Below are 13,678 nucleotides of genomic sequence, written 5' to 3'. Positions count from 1 at the left end.
GGGATTTTCTATGTCTCTTAGCGATTCAGCCTGCAGGGCGCCGTGAGGTTAAAGGGATTGATGCCGACAGAGTCTGGGCGAGCCTTGGGAAGTCTTGATGATGATAAAGAAGGCTATAAGGCCTCCCTGCCTTAAATGTTAAAAATGTTGAAATAAATCGAATTACATGCTTTATAGACTTGAAATGAAATGAGTGTGGCTGCGGACACTTAAACTAAGTGTATTCACACGAGACAGGTGAAGCGCAGCCATATCGTCATTTTGTTTATCTTTTATTACTTTGTTAGCTCGCCTTGCTTTAACAGTCTGGGAGGCTGACACTTCCAAGCGGAAGCTTCATCCACCACCTCAAAACCTCCACTGGAGCTTTTGAGCAGCTCGCTGCCTATCATTTTCTTATTTCAATTACTATAAGCAAAGGAAAAGACTATAAGGGGATGAACGAAGTCTGAAGCAGAAAGAGTGTGACAGGCGGGCGGGGCGGATGGAAGCATAAGAAAAAGCACCGGCTGGTGCTTTGCATTGCTTATTTGAGACCGTATTTTTTGTTGAAACGATCCACACGTCCATCTGCTTGAGTGAACTTTTGACGTCCAGTATAGAATGGGTGTGAGTCTGATGAAATTTCCACACGGATCAATGGGTAAGTTTCTCCTTCGAATTCAACAGTTTCGTTTGAACGCTTGGTTGAACCGCTGAGGAACTGGTAGCCGGTAGAAGTGTCCATGAAGACAACTGGGCGGTATTCTGGATGAATATCTTTTCTCATTTTACAAAAATTTCCTTTCTGCCATGGTCTCTCTGCGAGCCATAGATTACTTACTTTGATAGTTTATCAAATTATATCTGATTTGACAAGCCTTTTAGCTGATTTTCTTCCTTTTTTGCCAAGTCCTGCAGTTCTGCATAAATTTGATCCACTTCCTCTTTGGAAAAAGCATTGGCGCCGCTGGCCAGCGGGTGTCCGCCGCCGTGGTGTTTTTTGGCAATCTCATTGATGGGAATGGACTTGCTGCGCATACGAACGCGGTAGTGGCCGTCAGGCTGCTCTACAAAGATAGCCCAAAGCTGGACATCTTCGATACGGCCGGGAGCGCCGACGATAGCAGAGGTATCCGCATCGCTTAAGCGGAGCTCCTGCAGCAGCTGCTGGCTCAGGATAATCCGCGCTGCGCCATTCTGATCCATTTCCAAGCTGTCATAGACATAGCCCTGCAGTCTGGCAATCGGCCAAGTGATGGCGTCCATTTTGCGGGCCAGACCGGAAAAGTCGAAAGGATACTGGCGCAGTCTGGCTGCTACCTCAAAAGTCCGTACGCTGGTAGAGGGATAAAGAAAGCGGCCGGTATCGCCGATTATGCCGGCATAGAGCAGTCTGGCCGCCTCCTCTCCTAAGTCTAATTGATTTTCAAAGGCCAAGAGAGCAATCATCTCGCTGGTGCTGCTGGCCGTCGTATCTACCAAGGAAAGATCGCCATAAACATCATCGTCAGGATGGTGGTCAATCTTTATCAGAAAGGCACCCGTTGCATAGCGCGAGTCGTCGATGCGGGCTGTATTGGCCGTATCGCAGACGATGACCAGAGCCTGCTCATAATCTGCATCCGCCACTTGGTCCATCTGGGCCAGCCAAGTGAGACTGGGCTCGTCGTAGCCAGTCACTTTAACCGTCTTTTGAGGGAAATGGTACTGCAGCAGCTTTTGCAGCCCGGCCTGACTGCCCAGTGCGTCAGGATCCGGGCGCATATGGCGGTGAATGATAATCGTGTCGTGTTCTTTGATTTTTCTTAAAATATCATGGTAAAGATTCATAAATAGCCTCATCAACTTTCTCTCCCCATTGTAGCACAAGAGTTTTTATTTTTAAAATAAAAAAGATGTGATATAATGAGAGAAGATTATAATTTGGAGGACAATATGACCTTAGCGAAAATTGTATTTGCTAGTATGACCGGAAATACCGAGGAAATTGCAGATATTGTAGCTGATAAGCTGAGAGACTTGGACGTGGAAGTAGATGTGGATGAATGCACCACTGTTGATGCAGAAGATTTTCTGGAAGCCGATATTGCTGTCGTAGCTACCTACACTTACGGCGACGGTGAGCTGCCGGATGAAATCATGGACTTCTATGAAGATCTGTCTGGTCTGGACTTATCCGGTAAGATTTACGGAGTAGTGGGGTCAGGCGATACCTTCTATGATGAATTCTGCAAGGCAGTGGATGATTTTGACGCGGTTTTTGCAGGGACTGGTGCTGAAAAAGGTTCTGAAAATGTCAAGGTAGACCTGTCTGCTGAAGACGATGATATTGAGCGCTTAGAAGCATTTGCAGAAGACTTGGTTAATAAAGTTTAAAATGATAAAAGATAGGAAACGGCTGCGGCCGTTTTTTCTTTATAGGGAGCTTATTTTCTGACAATTCTTATGATAAACGGTATAATATAGGTAAGCGCTATCTATAATGAAAAGGAGGAGCTCCTATGAAAGAACGCGACTATGCTTTTGGCTTCCATGACGATGTCAAGCCACTTTTCTCTACAGGAAAGGGGCTGACAGAAGAAGTGGTTCGGGAAATTTCTGAAATCAAGAACGAGCCCCAGTGGATGCTGGATTACCGGCTTCGTTCGCTGGAGCTCTTTCATAAGCTGCCCATGCCGGACTTTGGTCCGGACCTATCCGGCATTCGCTTCGATGATATTATCTACTATCAAAAGCTGAGCGGAGAGCGGGCCAGAAGCTGGGATGAAGTGCCGGACGAGATCAAGAAAACCTTTGATCGGCTGGGCATTCCTGAAGCGGAGAAGCAATTTCTGTCTGGAGCGGTGGCCCAGTATGAGTCCGAAGTTGTTTACCACAATATGAAGGAAGAATTTGCCAAGATGGGCATTATCTTTACCGATACGGATACGGCAGTTCAGGAATATCCCGACTTGGTCAGGCAGTATTTCGGCACGGTCATTTCCAATGCAGAGCATAAATTTTCAGCCCTCAACAGTGCCGTATGGTCAGGCGGGACCTTTATCTATGTGCCTAAAAATGTCCAATGCCAGGTGCCGGTGCAGACCTATTTTCGGATTAACGGTGAAAATGCCGGTCAGTTTGAGCGCTCGCTGATGATCATTGAGGAGGGCGGCTCGATCCAGTATATCGAAGGCTGCACAGCGCCGACTTATACAGCTAATAGCCTCCATGCTGCCAATGTGGAGATTATTGTCAAAAAAGATGCCTTTTTCCGCTACACCACCATCCAGAACTGGTCGGACAATGTTTACAATCTGGTGACAGAGCGGGGGACGGTCGAAGAAGGCGGCACGCTGGAGTGGATTGACGGCAATCTGGGCAGCAAGGTCAATATGAAATACCCCTGCAGCATTCTCAACGGCCGCAACGCCAGGACTTCGGTCTTGTCCATGTCCTTTGCCAACTACGGCCAGCATCTGGATGCCGGCTGCAAGGTCTTTCACAATGCTCCTAAAACCTCCAGTACACTGATTTCCAAGTCAGTGGCCAAGGACGGCGGCAAAACGGATTACCGCGGTCAGGTTCGCTTTGGCAAGAACAGTGCTGGCTCCAAGTCCCATATTGAGTGCGATACTATTCTCATGGACGGAGAATCCAGCTCTGACACCATTCCTTTCAATGAAATCCATAATTCCAACGTAGCCTTGGAACATGAGGCCAAGGTTTCCAAGGTTTCAGAAGATCAGCTCTACTACATCATGAGCCGCGGCATCAGTGAAGAAGAAGCAACGGCCATGATTATCAATGGCTTTATGGAGCCTATCACCAAGGAGCTGCCTATGGAATACGCCGTCGAACTCAACCAGCTCATCAACATGAGCATGGAAGGCTCAGTTGGCTAAAACAGTCTGGGAGACTGTTTTAGGTTGTGGATAAAAACTCGCCTTTGCGAGTTTTCTTTCATTCTGGCAGGCTGCGGTCTTGTTTCTATCAGGATGGCCATCTGACGGAGCGAAGCCGGCCTGTTTTTCATTGCCTTCTGTTTTTTCCTTTTCAATCCAAGCTAGAAAGTTTGCCGATATTTTGGTATGATAAAGAGAAAAATAAGGAGGCGGCAGATGAAGTTAGAAGAAATCAGACAGGAAATTGATCAGGTGGATGATGCCTTGGTGGCTCTGCTGGAGAAGCGGATGAATCTGGTCGGACAAGTAGTGGCTGTTAAGAAATCAACCGGCAAAGCGGTCTTGGATACCAAGCGGGAAGCAGTTATTTTCGCCAAAGCGGCCGATAAGGTGGTCAACAAAGCCTACCAAGATACAATCGTTGCGACCTTTTCAGATATTCTCAAACGATCGCGTGCTTATCAAGACAAACACTTGGGTGCGGAAACGAAGAACAGTCAATAGTTGTATTTTTTATGAGAAATGTGTAGAATAAGAGTCAAAGGGATGGTGCACCCCTATAACCGCTAGTGATAGCTGATGGCGCCTGTTAGAAATAAGAGCTTATTGTTTTTACTGAGCTTTTATTTCTAACAGGCGCTTTTTGCTGCTTATTCATAATAAAGGAGACAGAGAAGAATGAAGAAGATTAAAGCCTATCCCCTGCTAGCTGTTTTGGCCGTTGTGATTGGAGGGATTGTTGGAATGGTAGACACTGTTTTTGGACGAGTGTTACTCTACTTGTCTGATTTTAGAGGAGAGCATATCATCTTTCTTCTTCCTATTTTACCTTTTGCCGGACTTTTAATCGACTTTCTTTACCAGCGCTGTGGGGGGAGCAGTCGAAAGGGGATGACGCTGGTCTTTGCTGTCGGTCATGGAGAGGAAGATGAAATCCCCAAACGGCTGATTCCTCTCATCATTGTGTCTACTTGGCTGACCCATCTTTTCGGCGGATCGGCTGGCCGAGAAGGAGTGGCCGTGCAGTTGGGAGCGGCTGTATCGAATTGGTTTTCTTCTCGGTTCAGGATAAGAGACGCATCAAAAATCTTTTTGATCACTGGCATGTCGGCTGGCTTTGCCGGTCTTTTCCAGACCCCTTTGGCAGCTGCTTTTTTTGCGATGGAAGTCTTAGTGGTGGGAAGGTTAGAGCTATCTGCCTTCTTTCCGGCTGTCATTGCAGCACTGACAGCATCCTGGACCTCTCATACTCTGGTATTAGAAAAGTTCACTTTCCCCTTGGAGCAGAGAGTGGACTGGAGTATCGGAAATATCCTCAAACTCCTGCTTCTGGGCCTCCTATTTGGCTTAGCAGGAAAAGCCTTTGCGCTCGCTCTGTCTTGGGCTAAGAAAAAAGCTGCACTTCGCTTTAAAAATCCCTATATCAGAATACTGATGCTGGGGCTGCTGTTGACAGGGCTGCTCCTGTTCTTGGACAGGGGCAGATATGCCGGGCTGGGGACCAATCTCATATCTGCAAGCCTCCATCAGGGAAGGGTTTACCCTTACGATTGGCTGTTGAAGCTGGCCTTGACCGTTCTTACTTTGGCCGCTGGCTATCAAGGCGGAGAAGTGACCCCGCTCTTTGCTATTGGGGCCAGTCTGGGAACGGTGTTTGCTCCTCTGATGGGCTTTCCGCTTGCCTTTACGGCTGCTCTGGGTTATGCGGCTGTATTTGGCAGCGCAACCTCTACCTTGCTAGGCCCGATTTTGATTGGCTGTGAAGTCTTTGGCTTTGCCTATCTGCCTTACTTTTCTCTGGTCTGCCTGACCGCCTTTGTCTTGAAACGCGACCGCTCTATTTACGGGGCGCAAAAAGTCATGGATTATCAAAATATGACTTTACATTTTCCAAAATTCTGATATAATATACTTTGTGCCTAATGGAAGCACAGAAAACGGCTAATCCGCTGCGGTCCTGAATTGTAAGATTAGTAAGATAGGAGAAGAAAAAATGAATCCATTAATCCAAAGTTTGACTGAAGGTCAACTTCGTACTGACATCCCTGCATTCCGTCCCGGTGACACCGTGCGCGTTCACGCCAAAGTCGTCGAAGGAACCCGCGAGCGGATCCAGATCTTTGAAGGTGTGGTTATCGCCCGTAAAGGTGCTGGTATTTCAGAAACTTACACCGTACGTAAAATCTCTAACGGTATCGGTGTTGAACGGACTTTCCCAATCCACACTCCGCGTGTTGACAAGATTGAAGTTGTTCGTTACGGTAAAGTCCGTCGTGCTAAATTGTACTACCTGCGTGCATTGCAAGGTAAGGCAGCGCGTATCAAAGAAATCCGCCGTTAAGCATTTAGAAATAACTCTGTCACTCGGCAGAGTTTTTCTCTAAGTCCCCTTAGTTCAATGGATATAACAACTCCCTCCTAAGGAGTAGTTGCTGGTTCGATTCCGGCAGGGGACATAGATTCTATTCAAACAACCCTTGGAAATTCAGTATTTTCAAGGGTTTTTATTTTGTCTGACTCAACTCTGCTCTGATTCGCCCAAAATCGTCGAAAATATTTTAGGTTGGAAAATTAGCCTCAAATAGCTCCCTAATCTATTTGAGCAGTCTGAGGTTAGCTTCGACATTGTTTGTATTGAAACGAATATTGTCAATACAAACAATTCCTGTCACTAGGACAGGTCACCAGTCAGTATAAATAGCAACCAAAAGAGAACCCTGCTTAAAATAGGCAGGGTTCTCTTTTATAGTCTTTTAGAAGTGAAACTGTCTAGGGGACAGTTTCGGCCTGTCGCTTAAAATATAGGACGATAGGGCAGCGAGCCGCTCAAAAGCTCAGATGGAGTTTTTAGGTGGCAGATAAAGCTTCCGCTAGGAAGTAAGTGTCAGCTGGTACTGAGGTACGGCTGATGGCGGTGGGGCAGCCTCACTTACCCACAACCTTCTACCTCGCTATCTTGTTTCTAGGTTCAGGCTGTTAAAGCAAGGCGAGCTAACAAAGTAATAAAAGATAAACTAAATGACGATAGAACAAATCATTTGTAAGCGTCTACATTTATTGTTGAATTTTTTGTGGTTTAGGTATAAAATAGAATTAATATAACAATCTTATGTTTGGAATGAGTGAGGGGATATATGATATTAGCTCATAAGGATGATTATGGAAATAAACAATCTTTAAAAGAACATTCTTTTAATGTGGCTGTAAAAGCAAGAGAAGATGCGAAATTAATTGGTCAAGGTGATGTCTTATTTCTATTAGGACTATATCATGATTTAGGTAAGGCAAATCAAGCATTTCAATATAAATTAACCAAGGATCCCAATAAACATGTTGATCATTCATCTGCTGGGGCTAGGTATCTTTTTGAAACGATACAAAAATGTTTAAAGCGTTTATTTGTTCCAACGGCAGAAAGACGGCTTTTTCAAGAGATTGCTGCATATGTTGTTTCGGCTCATCATGGTATGTATGATATTCCGCTAGCAGACGTGAGTGTTAAACCGGAATTATTTGCTTTCAATAAGCTAAGATACAGAATTGTGGATGGCATAGCAAATGAAGCTTATCAGGGAGATATTCTTCCCTTCGCCCAAGGGTTAGAAGATGAATTGGACATGTATGGCTATGATGGTCTAAATGATTTGATTGAAAAAGCTTTTACAAATTACCAGCAGGCCTGGGCTAAACTTGATTGTTCTGATAAAAGTGAGGAAGCCTACTACAGTGGCTGTTTTGTACGGCTGTATCTATCATTATTAAAAAACTCTGATATTCTCGACACAATTAATGCCTATGGTCTGCTTATAACTCCTCTAAAACAAGAAGAGAGAAATCATCTAAATAAGTCTTATTTGGAAGCTATTGAGAAGAAGTATGGTGAGTTTGGGAATCCAACCACAAGGCTTAATGAAATTCGTTCACAAATTGCTGAACGAGTAAAAAGCAGGGGAGAAAATGATTCAACAGGTATCTATCGTTTAGACTTGCCGACTGGGGCGGGTAAGACGAATCTTAGTATGAGATATGCCTTTCATCAATTGGTTGATCAAAATAAATCAAATTTTTTCTACATTACACCATTTCTATCTGTTTTAGAGCAGAATGCTGCTGAAATTAGAAAGATAACTGGTGATGAAGGCGTGTTAGAACACCATTCTAATGTAGTAACGCAAAACGACGATAAAGATGACGATGGAAATGAGAGATTGCTGTCAGACTATCTAATTGACACATGGGATAGTCCCATTGTTCTGACATCCATGGTACAATTTTTTCAAACCTTATTTAAAACAAAATCCGCAAATATTCGTCGGTTTTCAAATTTAGCTAATAGTGTTCTTGTCTTAGATGAAGTTCAATCTTTGCCTATTGAAGTGACAACTTTATTTAATCTAACCGTGAATTTTTTAAATAAAGTCATGAATACAACCATTATTCTATGTACTGCAACACAGCCCGCTTATGATTCTAACACAATTGCCCATAAAATTTATTATGGTGGAAAATTTGGTGAAACTGCTGATATTGTTGAGTTAACTATTGAAGAAAGAGAAGTTTTTTCGAGAACAGAGCTAAGAAAGTTTGATGAAGATAATCAATATTCAAAGCTTTCAGACTTAGTAGATTTTGTTTTAGAAAATAATGAGTCTATTCTTGCAATTTTCAATACAAAAAAGACAGTTGATAAATTTTATACCATACTTGAAGGATTGACAGATAGACCAATCTATCAGCTTTCTACCAATATGTGTGCGCAGCACAGATTGGATGTTATTTCGGAAATGAAACAACAGTTAAAAGATGGCTTGCCTATTATTTGTATTAGCACGCAATTAATTGAAGCAGGTGTTGATGTTGATTTTAATCGTGTAATCCGATCTTATGCAGGGATTGATTCAATTGTACAGGCCAGCGGACGCTGTAATCGTGAAGGCAAGCGTGATAAAGGTCAAGTTACCTTAGTCAATCTCACAAATGAAGAAGAAAATATCTCTCGACTGAAAGAAATAAGGTCTAAGAAATGTGCCGCAGAATATATTCTTCATAAGATTTCATCGCCTCTTGAAATATCACTTTTAAATCGTGATTTTTTTGAATATTATTATGCTAATAACCAAAATTCAATGGATTACCCTTTGTCGCATGGGGAAGCGGTCTATGATTATTTAAGTGTCAATTCATATCAAGATAGAAAGAATTTTAAAGGGAAATTAAAACAAGCCTTTAAGAGCGCAGGCTTGAAAATGAACCTGATAAACAATGACACGATAGGTATCTTGGTTCCTTATGGAGCTGCCGTCGAGAAACTACAATTTTTAGAAGAATTATGCGAATCAGATTATCCAGCTGAAGAAGATTACCAAACAATAAAAAATCTGTTGAAGGGCTTGCAGCTCTATACGGTAAATGTTCGTGAGCACGATCCGATTTTAGAAGCAACAAAAACTTATCTTAATGGGCAAATTCAGATACTGTCAAATGGTTATTATGATGAGAAGAAAGGCATTACTTTAGAAACGGGAAGTTTTCTACTATAAAAAGTGAAAACAGGCCAACGAGTCGGTAGAGAATTTCGTTATGATGGGAAAAAATTACTGACTTTTAAAATTTTTAGTGCTAAGATTATAAAATTACAGAAGGAGGTTTTCACCTTGTACAGATCAAGAAATTTCTATATCAGGGTTCGTGGAGATCGGGCACTTTTTACGAATCCTGCAACTAAAGGCGGAAGCGAGAGATCATCGTACTCAGTTCCTACTAGACAAGCACTCCAAGGCATGATTGATAGTATTTATCATAAGCCAACATTCACAAATATTGTGACTGAGGTTAAGGTGGTCAATCAAATTCAGACAGAGCTACATGGTGTTCGTGCTTTGTTACATGACTACAGTGCCGATTTGAGCTACGTGTCCTATTTGAGTGATGTGGAGTATCTTGTAAAATTTCATTTTATTTGGAATGAAAATCGTGAAGATCTAATGCAAGATAGGCTGCCTAACAAACACGAGTCCATTATGCAACGCTCGATTCGAAAAGGTGGACGGCGAGATGTTTTTCTTGGTACAAGAGAGTGCTTTGGTTTGGTAGATGAAATTAGTCAGGAAGAATATGAAACGATTCCTTCTTACTATGATGGTGTTTCGATAGATTTAGGTATTATGTTTCATACTTTTGCCTACCCGACCGATAAAACAACGCCTTTAAAGTCATATTTTACCAGAACAGTGATGGAAAATGGGCTAATCAGTTTTAAACCTCAGTCTGAGTGTGAGATTGTAAATACTTTATCGAGCTACGCATTCAAGACACCTGGCCAGATTAAGTCCGTTGATGATGAACTTAAGGAATACGATGCTATGGAGAAAGGAGAAGGCTAATGGATTTTTTTACTTCTCTCTTAAAAGCCTATGAAAAAGCAGAAGAGATCGGATTGGTTGATCAACATAATGGCGATAATGAACCAGTTTTGTTGCCGATTTATCATACTAGTTTGAAGTCAAATGGGAAGAATATTATTTCGATAAAACTAGATCAGGATGGCAGTTTTTATAAGGCAGAATTCATGGCTGATAAACAAATGATTATTTTTCCTGTGACCGCTGATTCTGTCGCGAGATCTGGGAGTAATCCTGCTCCCCATCCTCTTGTTGATAAATTTTCTTATTATGTTTCAGAAGTGAATCAGTCGCAATATGATGATTTTCATGAGCAATTGACTGCTTGGATTGATTATTGTGAGGAAGGTAAGGTCAAAGAATTTTTGACGAAAATTCAGCATTTTATTCTTCAACCGGATTTTTTAAGTCATATTCTTCACTCTTTATTTGGTGGGCAATATCAAAGAGAAGGCTTGAAAATTACCTATCTTGACTCTGCTGGAAAAGACAAGACGATTGATTTATCAGCTTATTTCTTAGAGTTTACAGTTATACAATTCCATGCTTTTAAAGATGAATCAGTAACTATCTACAAAGCATTGCATCAATCATTTATTTCGTTTGTAACAGCTAACCGAGACAATTTAGGGACCTGTAATATTAGTGGACGAACAGAGCGGATCACAAATAAGCACAGAGGTCTGATGGGGAATGCGAAAATCATTTCGGTTAGTAATAAAGGCGAAGCCTATAAAGGACGCTTTAAGGAGCGGGAAGATGTTTTTAGTGTTGGCTATGAAACTTCAGAAAAAATTCATTTGATGATTAAGTATCTGCTGGAAAATAAAAACAGCAGCACTTGGCTGGATTCGTCACAATATCTGATTAATTGGTTTAGTGATGATTTAGCGAATGAGAGTCAATTGGATATTGTGAAGCCAGTATTTAATGATTTGTTTGAAGATGCTGAAGACGAAGAAGACGCTCTGGTTTCCATCAAACCAAATGAAGAAAATAGACAAATAGGTTCTTCATTTATCAAGGGGCGAAAATTATTTGCTAATGATGCAACCTACTATGTTGCAATACTGAATAAAACAAGCAATGGCCGTATTGCATTAAAATATTTCCGCCAATTACACGCTTCCCAATTATTGAAAAATCTGAAAACTTGGCAAGAAAATTATTCTTGGGAAGTCAGAACTAAGGCAGGAAACTATAAATTAAAAACACCAACTTTTAATGAAATAATCAATGTTGCATATGGTGTTGATAGAGAACGTTATTTAGAATTAGACAATGATGCTTTTCGAAGTGATCAATATCAGCAATTAGTAACTGCTTTGATTGATGGAAAACCAATGCCAAATACTCTTGTTAAAAAATTAGAAGATAACATCAAACAAAGACAAAAATATTCTAAACACTGGTATCAAGTGCAACAAGTTAGTTTAGCGATTTTACACAAACAATATGGAAGGGAGTTTACTCCAATGTTAGACCATCAAGAAACAGACCGTTCTTATTTATTTGGGCGCTTGCTTGCAATTTATGAACTGTTCGAAGCACAGCGTTATGCTTTAGATGGCGGCAGTCAAGAACGTATCACAAATGCTGAGCGGTATTGGAATGCTTATACAGGTCAACCAGCTAAGATGATGAATCATTTAGAAAACAAAATTAAGACTTATGAGGAAGTGTTGAAGCTGAATAGACCAGGCCTTTGGCATAAACTGGAAAAGGAAAGAGAAGAAATTATTCAACTCTTGACACCAATGTATGCTCATAAGGACTTTACACAGCCATTAGATTATAAATTTATCTTTGGCTACTATGCTGAAAAACAATTTTATTACACTAAACAAACTAAAGAAAACGAGGGATAAGATATGTTGGAACACAAAATTGATTTCATGGTAACAGTTGAAGTGAAAGAAGCTAATGCAAATGGTGATCCCTTATCGGGAAATATGCCTAGAACAGATGCCAAAGGTTATGGTTTGATGAGTGATGTTTCAATTAAACGCAAAATCAGAAATCGTATGCAAGACATGGGGCAGTCTATATTTGTACAGGCAGGAGATCGTATTGAAGACGATTTTAAGTCTTTGGAAAAACGTTTCTCAAATCAATTTGAAGCAAAAACCCCTGACAGTGAAATTGAAGAAAAAGCCAATCAATTATGGTTAGATGTCCGTTCTTTTGGTCAAGTCTTTACTTATTTAAAAAAATCAATTGGCGTACGCGGTCCAGTTTCCATCAGTATGGCGAAGTCCCTAGACCCAATCGTCATCTCCAGTCTGCAAATCACCCGTAGCACTAATGGTATGGAAGCTAAAAATGAAAGCGGGCGTTCATCTGATACCATGGGAACTAAACATTTCGTAGACTATGGTGTTTATGTCATCAAAGGTTCGATTAATCCAAATTTTGCTGAAAAGACAGGATTTTCTGATGAAGATGCTGAGGTGATTAAGGAAGCACTCGTTAGTCTTTTTGAGAATGATGCTTCATCAGCTCGTCCTGAAGGTTCGATGCGTGTCCGTGATGTTTTCTGGTTCACACATAGCAGTAAATTAGGAAATGTTTCCAGTGCGCGTGTCTTTGATTTGTTAGCATTTGACAAAGAAAAACAGGATAAGGATAGTTACGAAGACTATGCTATCCATCTTAATCAAGAGAAATTGGCAGAATACGAAGCTAAAGGACTGAAAGTTGATATTTTAGAAGGGTTGTAAGATGGTTTATGCTGAAAGTGACTATTTGATGTTGTCTGGCATTCAGCATTTCCAATTCTGCAAGCGTCAATGGAGTTTGATTCATATTGAGCAGCAGTGGGCTGAAAACGAAGCGACAGCTCATGGGCAGGTTTTGCATCAAAAAGCAGATAATCCCTATATAAAAGAAAAACGCAAAGATATCATCACCTCACGAGCGATGCATGTCTCATCGAAAGAGCTCGGTCTTTATGGGATATTAGATGTTGTTGAATTTCATAAGGATAAAAATGGTGTTTCTCTGAAAGGAAAAAGAGGAAAGTGGCTTCCTGTCATTATTGAATATAAGCGGGGAAAGCCTAAAAGGGACAATCGTGACATTGTTCAGCTGGTTGCTCAAACAATTTGCCTTGAAGAAACATTAGGTTGTCACATTGAAAACGGGTATCTTTATTATCATAGTGTCAATCAAAAAAAGCTAATTGAGATGACTTCTGATTTGCGTCAAGAAGTAGCTGAGCTAGCTTGTCAAATGCATGAATATTATGATAAAAAGTTGATTCCAAAAGCTGAGTATTTTAAAAATTGCCAACTGTGTTCTTTGGTTGATATTTGCATGCCCCGTTTAAGCAAAAAGACACGCAATATTGACAACTATATTTTCCAAGCGCTGAAAAGTGAGGAAAGCTTATGAAAAAGCTGTTGAATACTT

The 13,678-nt window shown here is 41.3% G+C and carries 12 protein-coding genes, 1 tRNA gene and 1 riboswitch; of the genes, 11 read left to right on the top strand and 2 right to left on the bottom strand.

What is annotated here, in order from left to right; translation table 11 throughout:
• Nucleotides 1–526 precede the first annotated feature (526 nt).
• Both STRDD11_RS11485 and STRDD11_RS11480 read right to left on the bottom strand, forming a co-directional pair.
• A complete protein-coding gene (locus tag STRDD11_RS11485; protein WP_002895374.1) occupies nucleotides 527–769 on the bottom strand; it encodes a type B 50S ribosomal protein L31 in 243 nt (80 codons plus the stop codon).
• Nucleotides 770–840: 71 nt separating this feature from the next.
• Complete coding sequence (locus STRDD11_RS11480; RefSeq protein WP_128837411.1) at nucleotides 841–1,812, bottom strand: DHH family phosphoesterase; 972 nt, start codon at nucleotides 1,810–1,812, stop codon at nucleotides 841–843.
• A 105-nt stretch (nucleotides 1,813–1,917) separates the two neighbouring features.
• On the opposite strand from STRDD11_RS11480, the gene STRDD11_RS11475 reads away from it, so the two are divergent.
• The 11 genes from STRDD11_RS11475 (at nucleotide 1,918) to cas4 (ending at nucleotide 13,660) form a co-directional block, all read left to right on the top strand.
• Nucleotides 1,918–2,358, top strand: coding sequence for a flavodoxin (locus STRDD11_RS11475; RefSeq protein ID WP_128837410.1), 441 nt, complete (start codon nucleotides 1,918–1,920; stop codon nucleotides 2,356–2,358).
• Nucleotides 2,359–2,483: 125 nt separating this feature from the next.
• Nucleotides 2,484–3,866, top strand: a complete 1,383-nt coding sequence (gene sufB / locus STRDD11_RS11470; RefSeq protein ID WP_128837409.1) for a Fe-S cluster assembly protein SufB — start codon at nucleotides 2,484–2,486, stop codon at nucleotides 3,864–3,866.
• Between the two features lie 216 nt (nucleotides 3,867–4,082).
• Nucleotides 4,083–4,370: a chorismate mutase gene (locus tag STRDD11_RS11465; protein ID WP_128837408.1), complete on the top strand. Its 288-nt coding sequence runs from the start codon at nucleotides 4,083–4,085 to the stop codon at nucleotides 4,368–4,370.
• A 29-nt stretch (nucleotides 4,371–4,399) separates the two neighbouring features.
• A riboswitch (Fluoride riboswitch) is annotated at nucleotides 4,400–4,462 on the top strand.
• Nucleotides 4,463–4,544: 82 nt separating this feature from the next.
• Complete coding sequence (locus STRDD11_RS11460; RefSeq protein WP_128837407.1) at nucleotides 4,545–5,768, top strand: chloride channel protein; 1,224 nt, start codon at nucleotides 4,545–4,547, stop codon at nucleotides 5,766–5,768.
• A gap of 91 nt (nucleotides 5,769–5,859) precedes the next feature.
• On the top strand, nucleotides 5,860–6,207 hold the full coding sequence (gene rplS, locus STRDD11_RS11455) for a 50S ribosomal protein L19 (protein ID WP_009660455.1): 348 nt from the start codon (nucleotides 5,860–5,862) through the stop codon (nucleotides 6,205–6,207).
• Between the two features lie 43 nt (nucleotides 6,208–6,250).
• A tRNA-Arg gene (locus STRDD11_RS11450) sits at nucleotides 6,251–6,322 on the top strand.
• Between the two features lie 678 nt (nucleotides 6,323–7,000).
• Entirely contained in the window at nucleotides 7,001–9,406 is a 2,406-nt protein-coding gene (gene cas3, locus STRDD11_RS11445) for a CRISPR-associated helicase Cas3' (protein WP_128837406.1), read from the top strand.
• A 114-nt stretch (nucleotides 9,407–9,520) separates the two neighbouring features.
• Nucleotides 9,521–10,249: a type I-C CRISPR-associated protein Cas5c gene (gene cas5c, locus STRDD11_RS11440; RefSeq protein ID WP_128837405.1), complete on the top strand. Its 729-nt coding sequence runs from the start codon at nucleotides 9,521–9,523 to the stop codon at nucleotides 10,247–10,249.
• Nucleotides 10,249–12,135 (top strand): type I-C CRISPR-associated protein Cas8c/Csd1, encoded by a 1,887-nt coding sequence (gene cas8c / locus STRDD11_RS11435; RefSeq protein WP_128837404.1) that lies wholly within the window; start codon nucleotides 10,249–10,251, stop codon nucleotides 12,133–12,135. The genes cas5c and cas8c overlap by 1 nt, the downstream gene beginning before the upstream one ends.
• A 3-nt stretch (nucleotides 12,136–12,138) precedes the next feature.
• Complete coding sequence (gene cas7c / locus STRDD11_RS11430; protein ID WP_128837403.1) at nucleotides 12,139–12,987, top strand: type I-C CRISPR-associated protein Cas7/Csd2; 849 nt, start codon at nucleotides 12,139–12,141, stop codon at nucleotides 12,985–12,987.
• A 1-nt stretch (nucleotide 12,988) separates the two neighbouring features.
• Entirely contained in the window at nucleotides 12,989–13,660 is a 672-nt protein-coding gene (gene cas4 / locus STRDD11_RS11425) for a CRISPR-associated protein Cas4 (protein ID WP_164828481.1), read from the top strand.
• Nucleotides 13,661–13,678 lie beyond the last annotated feature (18 nt).

This window comes from Streptococcus sp. DD11 (genome assembly GCF_001578865.1).
GTDB lineage: Bacteria > Bacillota > Bacilli > Lactobacillales > Streptococcaceae > Streptococcus > Streptococcus panodentis.
The sequence above is the reverse complement of the archived record's forward strand: the minus strand, read 5'-3'. Positions and strand labels throughout refer to the sequence as shown.